Consider the following 23,620-nt stretch of genomic DNA (forward strand, 5'->3'; position numbering starts at 1 on the left):
CCTCGTTAAGTGTAAACTTATAGACTAGACACTCTTAGATCGGATAGACCCATTAACAACGAATGACATGATGACCGCTTCAGATCGCAATCCCCTTTCTCCCTCAATGTATTTCCTACGACTTGTAGGATACGGCCTGCTCATCCTCTCGGCTGTCGATTTTGCGGTGGCTGTGTTCCCTCCTCGACTGACCAATCCGACTTGGGAACTGCAGACCATTCAGTTTATTGTGGACTGGGTCGTAGTGCCTCTCTTGGGCGTCGGTCTCGTGTGTGTGGGCGAGTTGAGTTCCCGGCGCAAGTTCGAACCCTTGCTCTTGCGGATCCTCTCCTGGAGTCTGGTTGTTGTCGGCGCGCTCTTCTTTTTGTCCGTTCCGTTGAGTGTCAGCAACGCCTGGAAACTCAACAACCAAGGTCGCAACCAAATCACTGGCGAGCTCGATCGCGGTATTACCCGCATCGAACAGGTCCGCGAGCAAGTTGAAGGAGCCTCTTCGGAAGATTTGCTGAACTTAATCCAGCAAGCTCAACAGCGTGGGGGCCAAGTCCAAACCGACGATCCGCAAGAGTTAAGAGACTTGTTGTTGAACAACATCGATCGGGCAGAAACCAATATTCGGACCCAAGTGGACTCCACTCGGGCTCAACAGGTTCGAACTCTGCTGGAAAGTTCCGCTCAGGTGAATGTCAGTGCTTTCATTGCTGGCGTTTTATTTATCTATGGCTGGCGTCTCACCCGCTGGGCTAGGGTGAAGCAACCCCGTCCGCCGCAGCAGCGAAAAGCTAAAGCTGCGAGAGGAAAATCTCCCCAACGCGCGAAAAGAGGTGACAGTTAGAGCCAGATAAGTTCTGCCCAGAGTGGAGACAACCGCGATCGCCCTACTGCCTAGACCGAGACGCTTGTAGCAGTCCGATCTAACCCCTCAATCCACTGCAATAAATACTCGTTCACCTCCTGAGAGGCTTCATCCATCGGACAGTGTCCGGCCCGCGCAATCGTCTTAAATTCCCGCACGCAGGGAAAGTCTGCTAGCGATCGCCCCTTCTCCAGCGGTTCCCACGGATCGTCCTCGCCCCAAACGATCGCCACCGGGCAGTGAATTTGGGGCAGCAGCTCTTCTGCGAGCGGACCGCTAGAATAGTTCACAAACGCAATAAATACGTCGGCTGCCCCCGGATCGCGCGCTGGGGCCAACAGCAGATCCAAGAGTTCGTCGGTGACGGCTTCGGGGCGGGCATAGGCTCGGCGCAAAATATTGCGCAGCGATCGCCGCTGGGCAATCTGGCGGAAAAAGAAATGACCGATGGGTTTGTAGCGCAATAACGTTTGCACAATCGGCGTACCCATCTGTTGCACTAGCGATAATTGAGAGCGCTTGCGATCGTGCAGCAATCGTAACGAGCAATTGATTAATACAACACTGCGGGCAATCGTCGGCTCCTCAGCCGCTGTCTGCGAAACCACAATGGCTCCCACCGAGTTCCCCACCAACGTAGCCGTTCGCTGCACCACCTGTTGGCAAAAATCCGCCAGTTGTTGCCCCCAGAGCTCGAAGCTGTAGTCGAGGTCGGGTTTGGGTGCAGCTCCAAACCCCAATAAATCGATCGCGTACACCCGATATTGACTGGCTAACTGAGCAATATTATTGCGCCAGTGGCCAATACACCCACCGAAGCCATGCACCAAGACCACCGCTTCAGCCTGCGGATCTCCCGCCGCCAAGTACGGCAACTGGAAGCTGCGCCACTGCCAGACGCGATTGGCAGCAATGTAAACAGCCGGCTTGAGAGGATCGGTCATAGATGGCTTCCAATTCTCTAGCAATGGGGGAACGGAGGGACTGCGAGATTGCCAGCCCCAGTAGGGGTTCAGCTTCTCAGCCTCCTTATGTTAACTTAAGTTACATTCACAGCTTTTCGAGCTTTGCCGTCTTTTGTCATCCTCCTTCTTATTCTCGGCGTGCCCCATTTCATCAATCGTGCGCCTGCCTTGGGCGCGCACCAGCACGCGCATGTTCCTGAGCGCGGGGGCCTTAGTATCGCTGCCCGTGTTTGCACAGGCCCCCCTCGTCCGCTATGCCCCTTGGGTGAGCTTGGTGTTAACCCTGGGCTGGTTAGGGGTCAGCCTGCATTTAATATCGCTTCGCCCTTATCGCAACTGGGGTAGCTTGCTGTACGGATTTACCTTGACTTGGCTGGCGGGGTCTCTGTATTGGGGTTGGCTGCGGGCCGAACCACTCTGGCATATGCCGATTGAGGCGATCGCCTTGCCATTCGTGCTGTGGGGCCTCGCTCGCGGCTTTGCTCGCATTGGCAATTATTTCTTTTTGGGCTCTTTGTTCGGTACGGCCATCACCGACCTGTACATTCATACGATGAAGTTGCTGCCCTTTTGGCGGCAGGCACTCCAGCCAGGTGTATCGGAAAGGGAGGCGCTGCTTTTGCTGGAGGGGGCTTTAGAGCAAATGCAGACCGGGGTGGGGATTGCCGCTGCGATTGTGTTGAGTGCGATTTTATGGACGGTTGGCAATATGGGGCTTCGGTTTGCTGGCGATCGCCGCGAAGACGCACAACTGCACTGGTGGGCATTTAGCGGTGCCGTACTGTTTACCTTGCTGGTAGATGGACTCTTTGCAATTGGAGTCTGCTTGGGGTCGAGCCGGGTTTAGCTAGGTCGAGCAAGTTTAGCTAAACTGGTCGGGCTACGCCCCAATCTGGGCGTTGACAAGCGATGAGTGAGTCTGCCGAATCGCCATCATGACCTCCGGGGTACTCCCGCCAGAACGCAGAGCGTTTGGCGGTGAGGGGGATAGGATAGTTAAACGCAGGGCGGTTGGACTACCGCTCTCTGGCTGTGGAGGCTTATCCGCTGGGATGCCTGTGAAACAGCAACTCTCACTCGTGAGTCTGAGAAGCTCCCGCTAGACCCGTAGGGTTAGCGGTGAGAGTAGTCACAAAACGCGGTAGAGTGCTTAAGCAATCTGACGTGACTTAGGTAAATCGAAGTCTGCTATGAGGATTCCTCCGGTTGAAGCGGCTGACGCTGACAAACAAGTTCAAAAAGTTTACGACACCCTAGAGAAAGCCTACGGAACCGCGCTCAACCCCTTGCGGACAATGGCCTACAAGCCCCAGATGATGCGGGCAGTCATGACCCTATACGGTGCAATTCACGCCCCCAATCCCAATCTCTCCGAAGAGCTGAAAGAGTTGGTCAGTATTCGGGTGTCGCAAATCAATGGCTGCCGCCACTACTGCGTGCCCTACCACACCCTCCAGGCCAAAAAGCACGGTGCCACCGACGCGAAGATTGCTGCTGTGGCCCAAGCGCGCAACAGCACGGTGCTCTCCGATTTAGAGAAGCTGGCGATCGAATATGCCGAACGCATCACCGTTCCCTCGATGGTAGTTACAGATGAGTTTTTCGATCGCCTGAGGGAATTCCTCGACGATGCAGATATTGTGGAACTAACCGCTGTAATTAGCTTTATGAATTTCTGGAGCAAAACCATCGATGCTCTGGATATTCCGCTCGACGAGGTGTTTGCCGAAGTAGCGCCCCACTAGTGCTGCAATTGTCACAGTCGCATTCCGATAAAAAAGGCTTGCTCTTGCGGGCAAGCCCATCGCCTATGGAGCAGGGGGCAGCACGAACTATTCAGCCGCAGCCACCACTTCAGCGGGACGTACGCTAATACGCTGGCGCTTTTTGCCGTAGCGCTCGAAGCAAACAATGCCGTCGGCGATCGCAAATAGAGTGTCGTCGCGACCCTTTTTCACATTCACACCCGGGTGAAACTTGGTTCCCCGCTGGCGCACTATGATGTTGCCCGCAATGACTTTTTCGCCGCCATAGCGCTTGACACCCAAGCGCTGGGCATTAGAATCGCGACCGTTGCGAGTACTGCCCGTTCCTTTTTTATGTGCCACAGTTCGATCCTCAACTACAGGGTTGGAAAAAATAGGAAAGTGTTTTATTCGTCTATCTCGGCAACAGTGGCTGCAGGAGCATCATTCTCTTCTACCACTATCTCAGCAGCAGTGGCCGCAGCGACACCCTCACTCTCTGCCGCGCCGAGTGCCCGACCGCCCACCTCAATCGACTCAATCAGCAGGCGAGTTAAGCTCTGGCGGTGACCGTTCTTTTTGCGAGTTTTCTTTTTCGGTTTCATCTTGTAGACGATGACCTTGGGACCGCGACGGTGGTTTAACACGCGCGCTTTCACCACAGCCTGCTCGATATAGGGTTGACCGACAGTCACATCCCCTCGATCGTTTACTAACAGAACGTTGGTGAGCTCTACTAGAGCGTCAGGTTCGTCCTGCAGCAGCTCGACATCGTAAAAGCGACCGGGTTCAGCCCACAGTTGCTTGCCGCCAGTCTCTACAATTGCGTAAGTCATTAATTCTCCTCCGCCGTACAGGTGCCAGAGCCGCAGGGCGGATGTCTTTAACCCGGTCCGAACAGATTATTGGTCACGATTTATTGGTCACAGTTCACCATCATAGGCGACCGGGGCGATCGCTGTCATCCACCGCATTGGGCTGAGGACGTTGCCACATAGGGTTGGGAGCTTTGGAGGGGGGTTGGGAGGCGTTGCGATCGCGCCAAGCCCCCAGTTGTAGCAGGCGATCGCCTGCAGGGAATGTCCGCTTCGGGGAATTGGCCCCGACACGACTGCGTTGCTGGAGTGAGTCCTGGCATTCCACTCCAGCCTGAGCCCGTTGAGTCTCTGCAAACGACTGGGCGTGGATGCAGCGTAGAATGCGAACTGGCGGACAGGTGCGAATTTTGCGGGCCGCTTCGGTGAAGAAGCGAATAGCGCGATCGTATTGTCGGGTGGAAATGAGTGCCATGGCGAGCAGCAGACAACGTAACTCTCGCTCCATTAGACTCTAATATTGGCCAGTGCGCGATCCACACAATCTATGCAAGATGGCGAGAAAAGAAAGATGGCGAGAAAAGCTGGAAAATTGCAAAGAATTTGCCATTGCAGAGTGTCTGTAAAATTCCTTAACATTGACTGCAGCCTCAGCCCTAACTGACCTCAGCGCAGGCTTAACCGGCTGCATTCCGCACATAGCTGCGTCAAAGGGCGATCGCAGTCGACACCGAGTCAGATGTCTGACCGATAATACCCGTAAGCAAAAACGGCTCCCAACGAGGACTCTGCCCGTATGACTCAAATCGAAGTTGTCGTCCCTGCCACCACAGCCAATATTGGGCCGGGGTTTGACTGTCTGGGAGCAGCACTGGCTCTATACAACCACTTTTGGTTTAGCCTCAACGACTCTGACGAGGTAAACATTGCCGTGCGGGGCAAAGAAGATGTCTCGTTTGGCAAAGACAATTTGGCCTACCGCGCCTTTGCTCGAGCGTTCGAGTTGGTCAATCGCAAGGTACCGGGAGTCAATATCGAGATCGAGCTCAACGTGCCCATGTCTCGCGGATTGGGCAGTTCGGCCACCGCCATTGTGGGCGGACTGTTAGGGGCCAATGCCCTCGGCCAGTTGAATTTAGCCCCCGAAACCCTCCTGCCGCTGGCGATCGCCGTCGAGGGACATCCCGATAATGTCGTACCTGCTCTGAAAGGGGGCTGTCAATTGTCGGTGGTAGGAGGCCAAGGTCGCTGGACGTTCTGTCCTGTAGAGTGGCACGAGGAGATTCAAGTGGTGGCGATCGTCCCGAACTTTAAGCTCTCCACCGAAAGGGCGCGGGACATTTTGCCTGAGTCCGTCAGCTTGAAGGATGCGGTGTTCACCCAGGCCCACTTGGGATTACTGCTGCGGGCGCTAGAAACCGGGAATGGGGATTGGCTGAAAACAGCCCTCGACGATCGCCTGCATCAGCCCTATCGAGCCGAACTGATTGCAGGATTTAAAACCGTTCAGACAGCCGCTACCGCTGCAGGTGCTTGCGGGGTGGTCATTAGTGGAGCGGGGCCGACGCTATTAGCACTGTGCCGGGGCGATCTGCGCGAGACCGTAGGGGAAGCGGCGATCGATGCTTGGGAGCAGTTGGATGTGAAGGCAAAAGCGCTCTATCTCAGCCTCGATCGCCGAGGGGGGCACGTGTTAGAAAACGGTCAACCTCGATCTCAAAACAGCTAAACCTTCCGTTCCGTAAGGCTCTCCATTCCCTGCTAGGATGGCTGCAGCTCTTGGGTCGAGCTGCCTAACTCCCCGCTCGCGACGAGACTCCTGACGATCTCCTTGCTGTTTTAAACCCCATCGGCAATCGTTGGATCCCATGCACTAATGACTGAAAAAGCAATTGTTCGCGACTATTTCAACACGCTCGGCTTCGATCGCTGGCGTCGGATTTATGGCGATGGCGAGGTCAATCGCGTACAACAGGACATTCGCAAGGGGCACGCCCGCACCATCGAGACGGTGCTGGACTGGTTAGAAGATGTCAAAGACCAGACGGTATGCGATGCTGGTTGCGGTGTCGGCAGCCTCAGTATTCCACTGGCGCAGCGGGGGGCACAGGTGTTTGGCAGCGATCTTTCCGAGAAGATGGTGCAAGAGGCCCGCGATCGCCAGCAAGCAGAGCTAGGCCAAACGGAAAATCCGCAATTTAGCACCTCCGATTTAGAAGCAATTCAGGGTTCCTACGACACGGTGGTTTGCTTGGATGTGATGATTCACTATCCCGAAGCCGATGCGCTCGAGATGATCGAGCACCTCACCACCCTCAGCACCGACCGCGTCATCTTCAGCTTTGCCCCCAAAACCCCTCTGCTGACTATCCTGAAAAAAATCGGCGAGTTTTTCCCCGGTCCGAGCAAAGCCACGCGCGCTTACCAGCATCGGGAAACAGCGATCGTAGAGCGCTTACAACAACTGGGATGGACTGTTAAACGTCGCGAAACGATTAAGTCTCAGTTCTATTTCGCTTGGATTTTAGAAGTCCAGCCAGCCAGATAGCTGCATCTGTCAGGCAAAACGTTTTTCAGGGGCCCGCGAATTCAACTGCAGCAGAGTAAGGGCTATTTCGTACAGACCTCCGACTCGCACTCAGACGGCCTCGCGATCGCCTCTAGGTAGATATTCTCAAACACGGAATGACTTCACATTTCGCCAAAGTTCTCCTATACTAATGTGTAGTCGTTATGAGTTCGATCGGATTGCTATGGTGGAAAACGTCGTCGTTATCGGTTCGGGTCCTGCAGGCTACACGGCTGCGATCTACGCCGCTCGGGCCAACCTCAAACCTTTTGTCTTCGCCGGATTTCAGGTAGGCGGCTTACCCGGCGGTCAACTCATGACCACCACAGATGTGGAAAACTTTCCCGGCTTTCCCGGCGGCATCCAAGGTCCCCAGCTGATGGAGATGATGCAAGCTCAAGCAGAACGCTGGGGAGCTGAGATTTATACTGAAGATGTCACCGAGGTGGATTTCAGTCAGCGTCCGTTTACGATCCGATCCGACGAGCGCGAAGTCAAAGCCCACAGTGTCATCATTGCTACTGGAGCCACAGCCAAGCGGTTGGGGTTGCCTAGCGAAAAAACCTACTGGAATCGCGGCATCTCGGCCTGCGCCATCTGCGATGGCGCCACCCCCATTTTCCGAGACGCCGAACTGGCCGCGATCGGCGGCGGCGACAGTGCGGCAGAAGAAGCAGTCTTCCTGGCGAAATACGGCTCCCACGTCCACCTATTGGTGCGTGGCGACAAGATGCGAGCCAGCAAAGCGATGCAAGATCGAGTGCTGTCACACCCCAAAGTGACGGTGCATTGGAACACTGAAGCTGTAGATGCGTTCGGTAACGGCGAAGCCATGCAGGGGGTGCGGGTAAGCGATCGCCAGACGGGCGAAGAGAGGGATCTGGCTGTGGCGGGTTTATTTTACGCCATCGGTCACAAGCCCAATACTCAGCTATTTGAAGGCCAAATCGATCTCGATGAGGTTGGTTATGTCTCGGTCAAGCCCTACTCTGTGGCCACTAATGTGGAGGGGGTCTTTGCGGCTGGAGACGTACAGGATCGCGAATACCGTCAGGCGGTCACCGCAGCAGGAACTGGCTGTCAAGCGGCACTGCTGGCCGAGCGTTACCTGTCGGAGCACGGTTTAATTCAAGAGTTTCATCAGGAGGCTGGAGCTGAAAAATATGACGAGCCCGCATCCGAACCTGGAGATGAAACAGCGGACGATTTCGATCTGGCGGCAACCTGCCATCGCGGAGAATTTGCTCTGCGCCGCCTCTATCACGAGAGCGATCGCCTCTTAATTGTTAAATACGCTTCCCCCCACTGCGGCCCCTGTCACACCCTCAAGCCCGTTTTAGACAAAGTAGTGGACGAATTTTCAGGGAAGGTCCATTACGTCGAAATCGATATTGAGGCTCACCCGGCGATCGCCGAGGCAGCAGGAGTAACGGGAACTCCAACCGTGCAATTCTTCAAAGATAAAGCCAAGGTATACGAGTTTCGAGGGGTGAAACTGAAAAAGGCTCTACAGGAATCGATTGAAGAGCATCTCGGGTTGGCCACTGCCGCCTAAATCGCTCAAACTCCTCTCCTGCAAGAAATTGAGGCAAACATCATGTATCTCCAGATTTGCTACTGGAGATACATTTTTCAGAGAAATGAATCATTGATGAGAATAGATTGAGCAGTTTCTCAAACTTAACTTGGGAAAAATTCAGTTGGCCGACAAAAGAGTTTAAAGTGATAAATATTACGGTGTTTTTGGTCGTTCTCACCTTTTTTTCGGGTAGAGCGAGCGAGGTCGACAGTTTAATACAAATTAAGCTATCTCCAGGGGCTAGCACTAGAGATTTTCCTGCGAGTACCCGTCGCGCCCGATGAGCAATTCCTGAGACTTGAATTAAGTCTTTCTTTGGCGAGGTTTATGCTGCCATCGGATGAGAACCATTGCAGGTTCAGCTCGAAGAGATTTAGTATATTTAGGTAGGGATGGTCCTAGCACTTTTCTGACGATAAGCCGCAAAGAACGTCCCAACATTTGACTCCAAATCAGATAAATCTCCAGGGTGATAGCTGGGGATTTTTTTTGCCCGCAATTTGGCCAGAGCTCGACCTCGCGATCGAAACTGGCTGGCGTATTGTTCGAACCGACTGCTGTTACAACACTGAGCGAGATTGAGAATCAAGTTTGACTCTTGTTGCAATGCACTTTCTTGATGAGAATTGTCTAAACGCCATCTGAATTATCTCTCCATTAAGACTCATTCAAACGCCCCTCTCGATCTAGACTGCTCTCATCTACACATCATTTACTGAGGCGGTATGCAGATGGTTCTCATTCCTTCGGGGGGAGACAATTATGACTCTGAGCAACAATTTTCTTGCGACGGTTGCCCTGATTGTGGGGGTTGCAGCTGTTTTAGCATCTGCGTCTACTAAAGCTTCAATTGACATGCGCGATCGCACTAAAGCATTCAGCTTGCCAGATGCAGGTAAATCTCCCGATCGTCACGAATTTCTCATCACCCCTAAGACGAGTCATCAGGACGGTAAACTCAGCGTTGTTGACGGCAGGCCAACTTGTTAATCTACGCTGCGAGGAGTGCTGTTGTTGCTTGAGGTGCGCCCCTCTGGCAGCATCGATCGAGCAAGCCGAGCTGCAGGTATGGGCAAGCTTAGGTCATTCAGACAGTAGTGCTTTGGCAAGCTGTCTGAGGTTCGTCCTGCGGCCCAGTTCATGAGTCTAACCAACAGCATTCACGATCTCAAAACCCTCGTCCGCTCATTTCATCCCATTGTAACGATCGCCACTTCAGAAGAAGAGCGAGTGCGATCGCTGCTGAGCTCGGTGGCTTCCGATCTGCACATCCAGATGTTTGAGTGGTCGGTCACGCGGGGATTAACCCGTCCCCCCCGCGAAGTGGGGGTCAACGGCACCGAAGAACCCTTGAAGTTGCTGGCTCACCTCGAAACTCTGCCGCACGAAGGGGTCTATCTCCTCAAGGACTTTGCCCAGTCTCTGACCGACCCCGTCATTGTGCGTCTATTCCGGGAGATCGCCCAGCAGTTTTCCCACAATCGCTCCACGTTAGTGCTCACTGCTAACGAGCTCAATTTGCCCTGCGCTCTGGAGAGCTTGGCGATGCATTGGGAATTGCCATTGCCCGACTATCACGAGCTGCGGGGAGTGCTGCGATCGGTGGTGGGTGCTCTCAAAACCAGCGATCGCATTGAAGTGGAGTTAACTCCCCGACAAATTGAAGAACTGGTTCGCGCCCTGAACGGTATGACCCTCGATTGTGCCCGTCGGGCTGTCACCTATGCCATCTTGGCGGATGGCAAGCTATCTAACCATGACATTCAATCGATTCAGCAGCACAAGGTGGAGCTGGTACGGCGGGGCGGACTGTTGGAATATCTGCCCCACGAGCATAATTCCTCGCAACTGGGGGGATTTAGTAACCTCAAACAGTGGCTGAGTCGCGCCAGGGTGGGGTTTACCAAAACGGCAAAAGCACTGAATTTAAGTCCGCCACGAGGCATTTGTATCGTGGGGGTGCAGGGTTGCGGTAAGTCGCTGGCAGTCAAGGCGATCGCCCGCGAGTGGCAATTGCCCTTACTCAAACTCGACGCCGGACGGATCTACGACAAATACATTGGCGAATCGGAAAAGAATTTCCGCAAGGCGATCGCAATGGCAGAAAGCATGTCTCCGGCAGTATTGTGGATTGACGAAATCGAAAAGGCCATCAGTACTGGTGGAGGTGGTGGGGAAGAGTCGGGCTTGAGCAAGCGCTTGCTCGGCAACTTTTTAACTTGGCTGCAGGAGAAAAAAGAAGCGGTATTTGTGGTGGCTACTGCCAATAATCTATCGGTATTGCCCCCCGAACTGTTGCGTAAAGGTCGCTTCGATGAAATTTTCTTTGTGGATCTCCCCACAGAGGAAGAAAGAGCTGAGATTCTTCGCATTCACCTAACGCTGCGCAAGCAATCCGTGGCAGAGTTTGACTTGCCCCAACTGGTGGAGGCAACCGCCGGGTTTAGCGGTGCCGAAATCGAACAGGCGATCGTGTCTGGCCTGTATGAGTCACTGTACGTTAGCAAACCCTTCACCACCGACCTCCTGCTACGCGAGATTTGGCAAACGGTTCCTCTCTCGATCTCGCGTAAAGAAGATGTGGAGCAATTACAGCGCACGGCCCGAGGGCGATTTGTCAGTGTGAGGTAATTGGCTCGATCTCGACCATCAGATACGCTAAATTCACTAACCTCTGCAGGCAGGGGAAAGGCACGAAGATGCTTTAGCCGAGGTTAATTGGCCGAAACCGCTACCCCCAATAATTCAGGTAAGGTTGCGGGCGGCACCGTCGATAACCGCATCAGACCCACAGGGCGATCGGGAGAGACAAAAATACTGAGGCGATCGGGGGTTTGGATAAACTCCTGCAACTCGGCAGACACCTGCCTCGCGATCGGACTGTCGGGCAAGAATTGCGTCGCCAATGGAATCCCTGCAGTCAACTGCTGCTTGAACGCATCTGCGCTCATTCCCTGCTGCTCGGCAAAATAATCAACCAGGCGGGGCAGCAGAGAATCATCGTCATAGGTCAGGCTGGCCTCGACCAACTCAGCTCCAGTATTCTCCGCCAGCCACACCGTCCCATCAACTTCCCCTGCCTCTGGCAACACAACATTACTCAGTTGAAGGCGTCCCGAAAAACTGCCCATTTTCGGAATTCTGTGGTCGATCGAAACATTAAACGTTTTCTGCTCTGGATCGGCCTCGTAAGAGAGCGTCACATCGGCCGCCAAATCGTCATATCCTAATTGCTGTAAGGTCTGAGTCACGATGGGATTGGGGGTCTCCTCCAGTTCCATCCGCATGCCTCGAGCCTCAACAGTCGCAAACTGCGGCGGATCGTTTTGGCGATCGAAGTCCCGCATCTGCAAGAGATCGACCGAAACAACTTCTCCTGCATCCCCCACAATTTCTAGATCGCGAAACTCTACCGACTGCTGAATCAAATTCGATTTCACAGAACCGTAGGTCACCACATCCTGCAGTTCCTCTTCCTCTAGGAAGTCTTGCACCTCTCGATCGATCTTGTTATTCGCAACCGATGTCACGCCAACGTATCCGCCGACAGCGATCGCTCCGACCGCCACCGCTACGCCCCCAAAAACTTTTGCTGACATCGATCCTCCTAGTGGCTCGGGCCCCATTCTATGTCTCACTGTTCCCTATTCTGCTGAATCTGTCGACACTCGAGGGACAGCAGTGGGTATAACGGCAGTGAGACAATCGCTTTCAAGCGGCGATCGTCCCCCCATTCAACCACTACACTCAGAAATAGCGGCTTCCAACAACACCGATATGACCCAGCCCCGAACCCAACTCATCCACCAACTGGGCCACGTCATCGCCGCATATTCCCCTCACCCCGAGCGTCTCCAACTGCGCCATACCCGAGCGCTCCGTCTTATTCTCATCGGCATCTTCCTCGTCGCCGCGTCCCTCGCCTTCCAATTTAGGAGCCCCTCCCCCGCTCTAACTCTGATGTTCGCCTGTATCTCGATCGCCGGAGCGATCGCCCTTTGCCTCGGCCTCACTACCTTCTTGAAGGTCCGCCGCGATCGCCATCTCCGCATCAGCCTCTACGAACACGGCCTCGTCTACGATCGTGCCAAAACCTTCGTCCTGATCGTCTGGAGCGACCTCGTCACCCTCCACACCATTGCCACACCCTCCCGCAACAACAGCTATACTGCCTACACCTGCCGCATGCTGTGCCAAAATGGCACCCAACTCGCCTTCACCCACACCAGCCGCGATCTCCCCGGCCTCGCCGAATTGTGCGATCGCATTCAAGTCGAGCTCGTCAGCCGCCAGCTCCCCGCCACCCTAGAACGCTACCGAGACGGCGAAACCATCAGCTTCGGTCCCGTCGCCGTCAGTCCTATCGGCATCAGCCACCGTCAAGAGCTCGTCCCCTGGTCCAAAATCCAGCGGGTTAGTCTGCAGGAGGGCGCGATCGCCGTGCGACAAGCGGGCCGCGATCGCCGTTGGCGGGATGCAAACCCGCAATCGGTCCCGAACCTATTTGTTTTTCTCTCGCTTGTCGAACATATCCTTGCCAGCAGGTAAGGCTGACGATCGTTCAGTTTGGAGGATGCTTGAAAAGCTGAGGAGTCGATCGGCCCAGCTAGCGACTCGACGACACCGATTGCAAACTTGGCAATCGCCGCTCTCCGTACCGCAGCAGTGTGTCCAGTGCAATAATGCGATTTTCCCAGGTCTCCACCCGATAGGGACGCTCCAGCGCCTCAAACCGGAACCAGTCCTCCAATCCTTCCCGCAGCGTCGCAATCTCCGCACGTGCTTGCAGCAAGGTGGTTTCACTCGGCGACTGTTCCAACGCCTGCAATGCCGCTGCCGCCTGCTCCACCTGTGCCTGCCAATCTCCCAAAAAGCGCTCGGGAATCCACATTTGCTCGTTGGCCAACAGCGTCTCCCACTCCTGCCTCAGTGCTGCAAACCGAAATGCCGACGCGCTAAACGGGGCACGATAGGGAATTTGCGATGACGGAATCCGAGACTGATGGAGAATGTCCTGGAACGTGTCGTTCAAATGCTCGGCGGCAAACAGCGAATATCCCCCTGTCGGTAAATCTCGCACTGCTTGCATCTTGTCCAAAAACTCCACCTCCGGCAGGCCAATCAAATTTAAGCTGGGCAATAACAACACTGGCGACTCATTGGTCAAAGCTAGTGTCGGACGCACTAACTGCTCCAAACTGCGGGTGTTATCCACATAGGTGAGCGGCACCAGTAAATCGATATCCCCCCGCCCAATCCAGGTCTCCCACTCCTGTTGCAGTCGCTGTCTGCGCTCGTTAGGGGGAAACGCATAAACAGCCGCCGACATCACCACCTGCGAATCGAGGGCACGAACGCTAGCAGCAGCTTCCGCCACAAAGTTGCTCACCTGCTCGGCCCGAAAATCCGTCCACAATGTCCACAAAGAGCGATCGCGATTGGGATCGAGCCCCATTGGGTCCACGCCGGTTAACTGCTGAAATTGCTGGCGGGCCGCTCGCCCATACCCAAACGTCGCTCTACTGCCGGGATTTTGGAAGGGATAGCGAATGTAATCGAGGTGAATGCCATCCACTCCATAATCCGTCACCATCTCCCGCATTAAGGAGATTAGATAGTTGCGCACCTGTGGGTTGGCAGGATCGAGCCAGGTTTCTGGCTGCCCTGAAGGGAACTGACGACCGCGCCAGTCGAAATTCGACCAGTCTGGGTGGGCGGACAGCACCGGTCCCACATAATTGTGGGGCAAGTTAATGCGGGGCAAATCGTTGTGGCGGGTATTCCCTACCGCAAACGTCCACATCCAAGCGTGCAGTTCGATATCTCGGTCGCGAGCCAACTGCACTGCTGCCGCGAGAGGATCCCAATGGCGCGTTAGTGGATTTTGAGCGGGGGCAATCCGGCTGGGATAGACAGTAAATCCAGCGTTAATGGTTTCGAAAAAGACAGTGTTGATGCCAGCGTCTGCCAATCGGTTGAAAACTTGCGCCAATCCCTCAGGCGAAGCAGCTTTGACGATGGTGCCGCGATCGAGCCAAATGGCCCGCACTTCCGGCAGAGCCGTCAGGCGATCGCGCGGATAGTTGGTCCACAGAGTATCTATTGCCTGTCGAAATTCTCGCCGCGCTCGTTGATGCTGACCGCTACTGACCCAATCGGGCAATTCCTCATACACCTGTCGGGCTTGTCCGATGACTGCTTGGTATTGAGGGGGCAATCCATTCCCATCGAGACTATTGGCATCCGTCGTCAAAATGGCACTTTCTACCCGTCCCAGCAGACTGCCCAGTTCCTGCCGCATCGACAGCATTTCTAAAGTATTGATGGGTAGAGGAGAGACATAAGACTCCGGTTCAGCTAGGGCAGCGGGATCTGGAGCAGAAGTGCTCGGTGGAATAGGTTCGGGTAAAAGGTTGAGTCTAGAAGGGCTGGCGGGGGGGGCAACCAGAACGGTTGCAGCCCGATTGGGCCCAGAGCTCGGTGTTGCCGGTGGGGTGGAATTGTTGCGCAGAGCTGTCAAATTCGAGCTGGGATCGAACCGATCTAGCGCGGCAATCAACCATTGAAGATCTGTCTCGGCAGCATCGGCTTGCGAGCCCCACTCCCATCCGAGATACACACTCTGCAATGTCGAGAGCACAGCGACTGGGCTCCCCACGTCTCCTGTCCAAGTGGCCGTCAAACGACTGAAGATACCGCTGGGAATTAAACTCCCCCCTTGGAGGGGCGTGCGATCTCGAATGCTATCCGTCCAATCGTTGCCGGGATAGCTGGTGGCAACTACGGGAGCAGAAACTGCGCGATCGTCCGCCCAATATCCCCCCAAAAGTTGCTGCAAGCGACGGCGATTCTCTGGCGACAAGCCTGCCATCGGACCGCTCGCGATCGCCCGCCCGCCATCGGCTCGCATCCAGGTTTCCAATGCCTGTAACTGTGCATCACTCAAGTCTGACAAGTTAGGCAGAAACAGCACGTCTACTTGCCGTAGGACTTCGAGTGTGAGTTGCTCCTCTGCTAAAATGCGGTACTCTATGCTCGATTGCTCTAGCAGGTTCTCAATCGAACTCCAGTCTCGCTCGTCATTGATTTCATGCACTACAGTGACGATCGGTCGGGCAAACGCCGATGTTGCTGCCACGGACAGCAAGCAGGCTGCTCCCAATATCCCCTTTAAGAAGGAACGCGCACGAGATTCAATTAGTGAGGACATCGAAAAACCAGTTTGAAATTGCGATCGCATATCACCTGCCAAACGAACTTGGCTTAGTGGAAAGTAGTAGCAGAATTATGATTGTGCCCCAATGTTGGGCTCCCCCCCAATCCAATCGCCAACATGCCGCTTAAACCCAGAACGAACTCTATTCGATTCAATTGCGGCCACCCATATAAATCTATTGTTCCCCAAACTCAAGCAAGTCTGCTAATTCGTAGCATCTTTTGTTGTGGAGGTCTCTCAATCAATGTCCAATCTGCAGTCCCTCAATCCACCCCACCCTCCAGTTCTGGCTGAAGTCCAAGCAGCGGCTGGGGCGATCGTCGGCGAAGTTGCCGGCCAACAGGTGGCGATCGGTTTCGGGAACGATCTAGCAGCACTCCAAGCCGCGCGAGAGGGAACTGCTCTACTCGACTACTCCCACTGGACTCTGCTAGAGATGACCGGCCCCGATCGCCTCGACTATCTCCACAACCAAACCACCTACAACATCAAAGCCCTGCAACCGGGTAGCGGCTGCGAAACCTGCATTGTCACTCCCACAGCTCGCCTCATCGATCTCGTCACAGCTTACATAACCCCCGAGTCAGTACTGCTATGCGCTTCCCCCCGTCAAGATCCCGCAGTCTTCAACTGCCTGAATCGACTCCTTCCTTTCAGCAATGCTCGATTGGTAGATGTGGGCGATCGCTACACCCCTCTGGTTCTCATCGGTCCCCACAGTTCAACCGTTCTCGAATCCCTCGGGCTCGCGCCTCCAACCGATACCTCTCAACATAGCCACCATCTCATCCCGTTCGGCGAGACAGACATCCGTATCGCAGTGGGATGCGGTCTAGCTCTCCCCGGCCATACTCTTTTAGTCCCCACGCATTCCGCCCCCGAGCTCTGGCAATCCCTAGCCCAAGCTGGAGCGATCCCCATGGGAAGCCACACCTGGGAACGGTTGCGCATCGAGCAAGGACGCCCCCTGCCCGACCGCGAACTCACAGAAGATTACAACCCCCTAGAAGCAGGTCTGTGGCATGCTGTCAGCTTCGATAAAGGCTGCTACATCGGTCAAGAAACCATTGCTCGGCTAGATACCTACAATGGCGTCAAACAACAACTGTGGGGAATTGAATTGGGCGATCGCGTCGAGCCTGGAACCACAATTACTTATAGGGGGGATAGAGCTGGAAAACTAACCAGCATTACCCCCACAGACACTGGATATCGCGGCTTAGCTTACCTTCGCACTAAAGTTGGCGGTGTCGACCTCGAGGTCAATCTGGACATCGTCAAAGCAAAAACAATCGCAATTCCCTACCCTACCCGGAACCGTCAAACGGCCACGCAATAGCGGCAAGCCCCTTTACTGGGGTCGTGTCCCAACAGTGCTCAAACTCCACTCCGGACGCAAAAAACGTGCTCCCCGCAAATAAATGTGCTGAATTTCAGCTTGGGTTAGCGGTGTGTTGAACTGGATCAGTACGCGAATACAGTGGTTTAGGCTTCCCGGCACCACCATTTGCTGAACGTCCAAAAGGGGGACTAAATCCCAACCCAAACGTTGGCGGGCGATCGCAGCCGGAAAGATGGCATCAATATCGGGCGTTGCCGTAAATACAACGTAAACAATCTCAGTTGGATCGAGCTCGTTTGCAGTAGATAGTTCGTCTAGCAATTCAGTCACAACCTGTCGGATCGCTGATTCCGTATTGGAATCAGCGGTTGTTGCCCCTCGAATTGCTCTGACTCGCCACCCCAAGCGCTGTTCCTCATTGACTCGTACTAATTATACAGATCTGGCGATTGATAATCTGCCTCAGCTAAATGTCCAGCAAGCAGCATCAAGAATGAAGTCAGGAAAAAGCCCCTCCTCGTGCTGAGGAGGGGGGAAAGAAGAGTCTGGCACCGAGCTATGTTCCCATGGGGCTACCCCCAAAGTATTGTCGCCGCGACAGCGTTTCACAACCGAGTTCGGGATGGGTCGGAGTGGTTCCACCGTGCCATAGGCACCAGACAAACCATCGAGGTCTGCTCATTTGAACGACAAGACCCTCAAAGCTGCACAGTCATCAAGCCAAGAATCAAATGAAAGGTTGAGGTCAAGCCCTCGGTCAATTAGTACGTCTGGGCTGCATGTGTTACCACACTTCCACCTAACGCCTATCTACCGGATAATCTTTCCGAGACCTTACCTTCTTTTAGAAGTGAGAGTACTCATCTCGAGGTGGGCTTCCCACTTAGATGCTTTCAGCGGTTATCCACTCCACACTTGGCTACCCTGCGTTTACCGTTGGCACGATAACAGGTACACCAGCGGTGTGTCCCTCCCGGTCCTCTCGTACTAGGGAGAGCTCCTCTCAATACTCTAACGCCCGCACCGGATATGGACCGAACTGTCTCACGACGTTCTGAACCCAGCTCACGTACCGCTTTAATGGGCGAACAGCCCAACCCTTGGGACGTACTACCGCCCCAGGTTGCGATGAGCCGACATCGAGGTGCCAAACCTCCCCGTCGATGTGAACTCTTGGGGGAGATCAGCCTGTTATCCCTAGAGTAACTTTTATCCGTTGAGCGACGGCCCTTCCACACAGTGCCGTCGGATCACTAAGGCCGACTTTCGTCCCTGCTCGAGGGGTCACTCTCGCAGTCAAGCTCCCTTATGCCTTTACACTCTTTGACTGATTTCCAACCAGCCTGAGGGAACCTTTGCGCGCCTCCGTTACCATTTAGGAGGCGACCGCCCCAGTCAAACTGCCCACCTGAAACTGTCCCCGTTCCGGTTGACGGATACAGGTTAGAATTCTAGCCTCGCCAGAGTGGTATCTCACCGATGACTCCACATCCCCCACAAGAGATGCTTCAACGTCTCCCACCTATGCTGCGCAAGCAAAGCCCGAACCCAATTCCAAGCTACAGTAAAGCTTCATAGGGTCTTTCTGTCCGGGTGCAGGTAGTCCGTATCTTCACAGACAATCCTATTTCGCCGAGTCTCTCTCCGAGACAGTGCCCAAATCGTTACGCCTTTCGTGCGGGTCGGAACTTACCCGACAAGGAATTTCGCTACCTTAGGACCGTTATAGTTACGGCCGCCGTTCACCGGGGCTTCAGTCGCCAGCTTCATCAAAAAGACTGACCGGCTTCCTTAACCTTCCGGCACTGGGCAGGCGTCAGCCCCCATACGTCCTCTTGCGAGTTAGCGGAGACCTGTGTTTTTGGTAAACAGTCGCTTGGGCCAATTCTCTGCGACCCTCCCTCAGATATAAATATCCAAACAAGGGCACCCCTTCTCCCGAAGTTACGGGGTCATTTTGCCGAGTTCCTTAGAGAGAGTTATCTCGCGCCCCTCGGTATTCTCTACCTCCCCACCTGTGTCGGTTTCGGGTACGGGTACTGATTGCCTAACGCCGTCAGAGCTTTTCTCGGCAGCATAACCTCAGCCACTTCGACGCCGTAGCGTCTCGTATTCGTGCCTCAGCTCAGTCTGTTTTCGCCAGACCTCATCGCCTCGAACACTTAAACCGGTAACCAACTTCCGGCTGGCTTAGCTTCCTGCGTCCCTCTTGGCAAACAATCAGCAGTACGGGAATATCGACCCGTTCTCCATCGACTACGCCTTTCGGCCTCGCCTTAGGTCCCGACTAACCCTCCGCGGACGAGCCTTCCGGAGGAACCCTTAGGGTTTCGGGGCATTGGATTCTCACCAATGTTTTCGCTACTCAAGCCAACATTCTCACTTCTACTTCGTCCACGCCTGCTCGCGCTGACGCTTCAACCTAACGTAGAACGCTCCCCTACCATAAATCCACAGCTTCGGTGACTCGCTTAGCCCCGTTCATTTTCGGCGCAAGAGCGCTTGACCAGTAAGCTATTACGCACTTTTTAAAGGGTGGCTGCTTCTAAGCCAACCTCCTGGTTGTCTGGGCACTCTCACCTCCTTAATCACTGAGCGAATCTTGGGGACCTTAGCTGGTGGTCTGGGCTGTTTCCCTCTCGACGATGAAGCTTATCCCCCACCGTCTCACTGCCTGCTAACACCACGGTATTCGGAGTTTGATTCGATTTGGTACCGCTCTCGCAGCCCGCACCGATTCAGTGCTCTACCCCCGTGGCTACCCACAGACGCTGCGCCTAAACGCATTTCGGGGAGAACCAGCTAGCTCCGGGCTCGATTGGCATTTCACCCCTAACCACACCTCATCCGCTCCTTTTTCAACAGAAGTCGGTTCGGTCCTCCACTTAGTGTTACCTAAGCTTCAACCTGGACATGGTTAGATCGCCCGGGTTCGGGTCTACAACATATGACTGACGCCCTTATCAGACTCGCTTTCGCTTTGGCTCCGGCAGTTTCGCCTTAACCGGCCACATCCTGTAACTCGCTGGCTCATTCTTCAACAGGCACGCGGTCACTCGTTCAATCGAGCTCCCACTGCTTGTAGGCACGCGGTTTCATGGTCTTTTCACTCCCCTCCCGGGGTTCTTTTCACCTTTCCCTCGCGGTACTCGTTCACTATCGGTCACACAGGAGTATTTAGCCTTACGAGGTGGTCCTCGCGGATTCACGCGGGATTTCACGTGCCCCACGCTACTCGGGATTCAGCTAGTATCCTTCCACTTTCGACTACGGGACTTTCACCCTCTTTGGTTTGGCATTCCAGCCAGTTCGTCTAGTTTTCAGATTCCATCTTGCTGTCCCACTACCCCAATCCGTCGTAACAGATTGGTTTAGGCTCTTCCCGCTTCGCTCGCCGCTACTGAGGGAATCGATGTTTCTTTCTCTTCCTAGAGCTACTAAGATGTTTCAGTTCGCTCCGTTTGCTCTACCCACCCTATACATTCAGGTGGGAGTGACAGACGATCAAGTCTGCCGGGTTGCCCCATTCGGGTACCTTCGGATCGATGCTATTTCCAGCTCCCCGAAGCGTTTCGCCGGTTTACGCGCCCTTCTTCGCCTCTGTGTGCCTAGGTATCCACCACGCGCCCTTGGTCGCTTGACCACTTGCTCTCATTGGTGATTCTTACCTGCTCACTTTCGTTCGCAACTACGTTTGGATTTCTCCTCTCGCAATCGCTCACTAGAGTTTGCTGATGATGACTATGCAGTTTTCAAGGTCCTGGCTGGATTAACATCCAGCAGATGATTGATTGATTGAATCCTCAATCTCATCAGTGCTACATGCTCTTCCAATCATTTGATAGTTTAGGGCTTGTTGGTGGAGGTAAGCGGACTCGAACCGCTGACCCCCTGCGTGCAAAGCAGGTGCTCTACCAGCTGAGCTATACCCCCGAGCCACTCTCTTTCGAGAGCGAGTGTCTTTGATAAATGGTGGGCCATCCTGGACTCGAACCAGGGACCTCACCCTTATCAGGGGTGCGCTCTAACCACCTGAGCTAATAGCCCGTTCCCTTGCCTGCCGTAATCACGACAGATAACTTCAAAAGACTCCGGTTCTTCCCCGACCGACCTAGGATGACCCTCTACAACTCTCATTTTGGATTCGCTCACTTTTCGCTTAACGCAAACAGCTCGCTCTCGAGTTCGTAGATGGGTAGGTCTCCCTAGAAAGGAGGTGATCCAGCCGCACCTTCCGGTACGGCTACCTTGTTACGACTTCACCCCAGTTACCAGCCCTGCCTTCGGCGCCTCCCTCCTTACGGTTAGAATAACGACTTCGGGCGTGGCCGACTTCCATGGTGTGACGGGCGGTGTGTACAAGGCCCGGGAACGTATTCACCGCAGTATGCTGACCTGCGATTACTAGCGATTCCTCCTTCATGCAGGCGAGTTGCAGCCTGCAATCTGAACTGAGCCACGGTTTATGAGATTTGCTCGCTATTGCTAGTTGGCTGCTCTTTGTCCGTGGCATTGTAGCACGTGTGTAGCCCAGGATGTAAGGGGCATGCTGACTTGACGTCATCCCCACCTTCCTCCGGTTTGTCACCGGCAGTCTGGCTAGAGTGCCCAACTTAATGCTGGCAACTAACCACGAGGGTTGCGCTCGTTGCGGGACTTAACCCAACATCTCACGACACGAGCTGACGACAGCCATGCACCACCTGTCTCCGCGTTCCCGAAGGCACCACCCTGTTTCCAAGGTGTTCGCGGGATGTCAAACCCTGGTAAGGTTCTTCGCGTTGCATCGAATTAAACCACATGCTCCACCGCTTGTGCGGGCCCCCGTCAATTCCTTTGAGTTTCACACTTGCGTGCGTACTCCCCAGGCGGGACACTTAACGCGTTAGCTACGGTACTGAACGGGTCGATACGTCCAACACCTAGTGTCCATCGTTTACGGCTAGGACTACAGGGGTATCTAATCCCTTTCGCTACCCTAGCTTTCGTACCTCAGCGTCAGTTGCGGCCCAGTAGAGCGCTTTCGCCACTGGTGTTCTTCCCGATATCTACGCATTTCACCGCTACACCGGGAATTCCCTCTACCCCTACCGCACTCGAGCTGCGCAGTTTCCAGTGCCCTTCCACGGTTAGGCCGTGGCCTTTAACACCAGACTTGCTCAGCCGCCTACGTACGCTTTACGCCCAATAATTCCGGATAACGCTTGCATCCTCCGTCTTACCGCGGCTGCTGGCACGGAGTTAGCCGATGCTGATTCATCAGGTACCGTCAATCTTCTTCCCTGATAAAAGAACTTTACGACCCGAAAGCCTTCTTCATTCACGCGGTATTGCTCCGTCAGGCTTTCGCCCATTGCGGAAAATTCCCCACTGCTGCCTCCCGTAGGAGTCTGGGCCGTGTCTCAGTCCCAGTGTGGCTGCTCTCCCTCTCAGAACAGCTACAGATCGTCGGCTTGGTAGGCTCTTACCCCACCAACTACCTAATCTGACGCAAGTCCATCCCTAAGTGATAAATCTTTTACCTCTCGGCTTATGGGGTATTAGCAGTCGTTTCCAACTGTTGTCCCCCGCTTAAGGGCAGGTCCTTACGCGTTACTCACCCGTCCGCCACTCGCTCCGAAAAGCTCGTTCGACTTGCATGTGTTAGGCATACCGCCAGCGTTCATCCTGAGCCAGGATCAAACTCTCCGTTTGAGTTACTCGAACTTTAGTCCTCGAACTTTCAACTTCTCAGTTTGGGCTCGTTCTCTTCATAAACCAGTTATTGGCTCTCTTCTCAACAAAGTTAAGAGTCAATAACCTCTACTCATTTGTTTGACGAGGTTGTACTTTCGTCTTTTGAAGTTATTTCTCTGTCATGGTTCGGAACGCTCGGAAGCCTTGCTGTGCTTGGCTTTTACAGACCTCGCAGTCGCTCGCTTCCTTCGAGCGCTTTACTAACATAGCTACACCCTAAACTCACTGTCAACCCCTTGGAGAATTTTTTTGTTGGCTGAAGTTGCATGAGTAAGGAGAGGCGATGCTTTAGACGCTAGCGACTAAACTCGCTCAGGGCTCGATCGCGCCTCGGGAAAAACTGGATGTCGTGGGGATTTCGAAGGTGTCCGAGTCGAGGGACTGCAACAGTTGCTGGAGTTGTTGGCTGGGCTCGGAGTTCGGGGGGCTCGGACTTGGCTGAACTGACGTTGTGGAACGAGTGTTGGCTGGCGGCTCGGTAGCGAGTCGTAGAAGGCTGGGGGTTGGAGGTGCAGGATTGATAGCGTCGGAGGTATCTGCTGGTGGCGGATTGACCGATCGCGGACCGATGTTCTGATTCTGAGGACTGGGGGATTGAGTTTGACGCAAGAGGAAGTTACGAGGTGCAGAGATACGCAGGATGAGGGGAGTCGGTTCTTCACCCCGATTTGCTTGAGCGTTGGCGGGCATAGGGACGATCGCAGGTGTCGCGAGCATCGCGAGCGGCAATGCAGCGAGAACAACTTTGGATCGCCATTGATAGCAGTTCATGCTCCCCTCCTACTTCTGTCATAGCC

General features: G+C 54.4%; 18 protein-coding genes, 2 tRNA genes and 3 rRNA genes. 10 read left to right on the plus strand and 13 right to left on the minus strand.

Annotated features, from left to right (window positions below; genetic code table 11):
* Positions 1 to 67: 67 nt before the first annotated feature.
* Complete coding sequence (locus tag SYN7336_RS25145; RefSeq protein ID WP_156820090.1) at positions 68 to 835, plus strand: HpsJ family protein; 768 nt, start codon at positions 68 to 70, stop codon at positions 833 to 835.
* A gap of 50 nt (positions 836 to 885) precedes the next feature.
* Here SYN7336_RS25145 and SYN7336_RS09120 read toward each other — a convergent pair whose 3' ends face one another.
* On the minus strand, positions 886 to 1,800 hold the full coding sequence (locus SYN7336_RS09120) for an alpha/beta fold hydrolase (protein WP_017325634.1): 915 nt from the start codon (positions 1,798 to 1,800) through the stop codon (positions 886 to 888).
* A gap of 178 nt (positions 1,801 to 1,978) precedes the next feature.
* Here SYN7336_RS09120 and SYN7336_RS25150 point away from each other — a divergent pair, with 178 nt between their 5' ends.
* Positions 1,979 to 2,668 carry a DUF3120 domain-containing protein gene (locus tag SYN7336_RS25150; protein WP_017325635.1) on the plus strand — a complete coding sequence of 230 codons (690 nt, stop codon included), beginning with the start codon at positions 1,979 to 1,981 and terminating at the stop codon, positions 2,666 to 2,668.
* A 343-nt stretch (positions 2,669 to 3,011) separates the two neighbouring features.
* Positions 3,012 to 3,566: a carboxymuconolactone decarboxylase family protein gene (locus SYN7336_RS09130; RefSeq protein ID WP_017325636.1), complete on the plus strand. Its 555-nt coding sequence runs from the start codon at positions 3,012 to 3,014 to the stop codon at positions 3,564 to 3,566.
* A gap of 87 nt (positions 3,567 to 3,653) precedes the next feature.
* On the opposite strand, the gene rpmA is transcribed toward SYN7336_RS09130, so the two are convergent.
* The 3 genes from rpmA to SYN7336_RS09145 form a co-directional block, all read right to left on the minus strand.
* On the minus strand, positions 3,654 to 3,929 hold the full coding sequence (rpmA, locus tag SYN7336_RS09135) for a 50S ribosomal protein L27 (protein ID WP_017325637.1): 276 nt from the start codon (positions 3,927 to 3,929) through the stop codon (positions 3,654 to 3,656).
* A gap of 44 nt (positions 3,930 to 3,973) precedes the next feature.
* A complete protein-coding gene (rplU, locus tag SYN7336_RS09140) occupies positions 3,974 to 4,402 on the minus strand; it encodes a 50S ribosomal protein L21 (RefSeq protein ID WP_017325638.1) in 429 nt (142 codons plus the stop codon).
* 100 nt (positions 4,403 to 4,502) lie between these two features.
* Positions 4,503 to 4,856: a hypothetical protein gene (locus SYN7336_RS09145; RefSeq protein WP_156820091.1), complete on the minus strand. Its 354-nt coding sequence runs from the start codon at positions 4,854 to 4,856 to the stop codon at positions 4,503 to 4,505.
* A gap of 321 nt (positions 4,857 to 5,177) precedes the next feature.
* On the opposite strand from SYN7336_RS09145, the gene thrB reads away from it, so the two are divergent.
* From thrB to SYN7336_RS09170, 5 genes are all read left to right on the plus strand, one after another.
* The gene (gene thrB / locus SYN7336_RS25155) at positions 5,178 to 6,110 is read left to right on the plus strand and encodes a homoserine kinase (RefSeq protein WP_017325640.1); all 933 of its coding nucleotides are present in this window, start codon (positions 5,178 to 5,180) and stop codon (positions 6,108 to 6,110) included.
* 147 nt (positions 6,111 to 6,257) lie between these two features.
* Positions 6,258 to 6,929, plus strand: coding sequence for a magnesium protoporphyrin IX methyltransferase (gene bchM / locus SYN7336_RS09155; RefSeq protein WP_017325641.1), 672 nt, complete (start codon positions 6,258 to 6,260; stop codon positions 6,927 to 6,929).
* 172 nt (positions 6,930 to 7,101) lie between these two features.
* Entirely contained in the window at positions 7,102 to 8,505 is a 1,404-nt protein-coding gene (gene trxB, locus SYN7336_RS09160) for a thioredoxin-disulfide reductase (RefSeq protein ID WP_202951153.1), read from the plus strand.
* 786 nt (positions 8,506 to 9,291) lie between these two features.
* A complete protein-coding gene (locus tag SYN7336_RS09165; RefSeq protein WP_017325643.1) occupies positions 9,292 to 9,519 on the plus strand; it encodes a hypothetical protein in 228 nt (75 codons plus the stop codon).
* A 150-nt stretch (positions 9,520 to 9,669) separates the two neighbouring features.
* Entirely contained in the window at positions 9,670 to 11,160 is a 1,491-nt protein-coding gene (locus tag SYN7336_RS09170) for an AAA family ATPase (protein ID WP_017325644.1), read from the plus strand.
* 83 nt (positions 11,161 to 11,243) lie between these two features.
* On the opposite strand, the gene SYN7336_RS09175 is transcribed toward SYN7336_RS09170, so the two are convergent.
* Entirely contained in the window at positions 11,244 to 12,128 is an 885-nt protein-coding gene (locus tag SYN7336_RS09175) for a hypothetical protein (protein ID WP_017325645.1), read from the minus strand.
* 178 nt (positions 12,129 to 12,306) lie between these two features.
* On the opposite strand from SYN7336_RS09175, the gene SYN7336_RS09185 reads away from it, so the two are divergent.
* Positions 12,307 to 13,077, plus strand: a complete 771-nt coding sequence (locus SYN7336_RS09185) for a DUF6585 family protein (protein WP_156820092.1) — start codon at positions 12,307 to 12,309, stop codon at positions 13,075 to 13,077.
* 58 nt (positions 13,078 to 13,135) lie between these two features.
* On the opposite strand, the gene SYN7336_RS25160 is transcribed toward SYN7336_RS09185, so the two are convergent.
* Positions 13,136 to 15,739: a glycoside hydrolase family 10 protein gene (locus SYN7336_RS25160; protein WP_162139099.1), complete on the minus strand. Its 2,604-nt coding sequence runs from the start codon at positions 15,737 to 15,739 to the stop codon at positions 13,136 to 13,138.
* A gap of 250 nt (positions 15,740 to 15,989) precedes the next feature.
* Between SYN7336_RS25160 and SYN7336_RS09195 the strand changes: the two genes are divergently transcribed.
* A complete protein-coding gene (locus SYN7336_RS09195; protein ID WP_017325649.1) occupies positions 15,990 to 17,084 on the plus strand; it encodes a folate-binding protein YgfZ in 1,095 nt (364 codons plus the stop codon).
* A 12-nt stretch (positions 17,085 to 17,096) separates the two neighbouring features.
* On the opposite strand, the gene aroH is transcribed toward SYN7336_RS09195, so the two are convergent.
* The 7 genes from aroH to SYN7336_RS09230 form a co-directional block, all read right to left on the minus strand.
* Positions 17,097 to 17,492 carry a chorismate mutase gene (gene aroH, locus SYN7336_RS09200; RefSeq protein ID WP_026100849.1) on the minus strand — a complete coding sequence of 132 codons (396 nt, stop codon included), beginning with the start codon at positions 17,490 to 17,492 and terminating at the stop codon, positions 17,097 to 17,099.
* Positions 17,493 to 17,630: 138 nt separating this feature from the next.
* Positions 17,631 to 17,747, minus strand: a 5S ribosomal RNA gene (gene rrf, locus SYN7336_RS09205).
* Positions 17,748 to 17,828: 81 nt separating this feature from the next.
* A 23S ribosomal RNA gene (locus tag SYN7336_RS09210) occupies positions 17,829 to 20,730 on the minus strand.
* A gap of 214 nt (positions 20,731 to 20,944) precedes the next feature.
* Positions 20,945 to 21,020: transfer RNA gene (locus SYN7336_RS09215), tRNA-Ala, on the minus strand.
* 37 nt (positions 21,021 to 21,057) lie between these two features.
* Positions 21,058 to 21,134, minus strand: a tRNA-Ile gene (locus tag SYN7336_RS09220).
* A 162-nt stretch (positions 21,135 to 21,296) separates the two neighbouring features.
* Positions 21,297 to 22,781: ribosomal RNA gene (locus SYN7336_RS09225) — 16S ribosomal RNA — on the minus strand.
* Together the 16S, 23S and 5S rRNA genes with 2 tRNA genes alongside form the textbook arrangement of a ribosomal RNA operon.
* Before the next feature lie 354 nt (positions 22,782 to 23,135).
* The gene (locus tag SYN7336_RS09230; protein ID WP_156820093.1) at positions 23,136 to 23,540 is read right to left on the minus strand and encodes a hypothetical protein; all 405 of its coding nucleotides are present in this window, start codon (positions 23,538 to 23,540) and stop codon (positions 23,136 to 23,138) included.
* Positions 23,541 to 23,620: the final 80 nt, after the last annotated feature.

It is taken from the genome of Synechococcus sp. PCC 7336, assembly GCF_000332275.1.
GTDB lineage: Bacteria > Cyanobacteriota > Cyanobacteriia > Thermostichales > PCC-7336 > PCC-7336.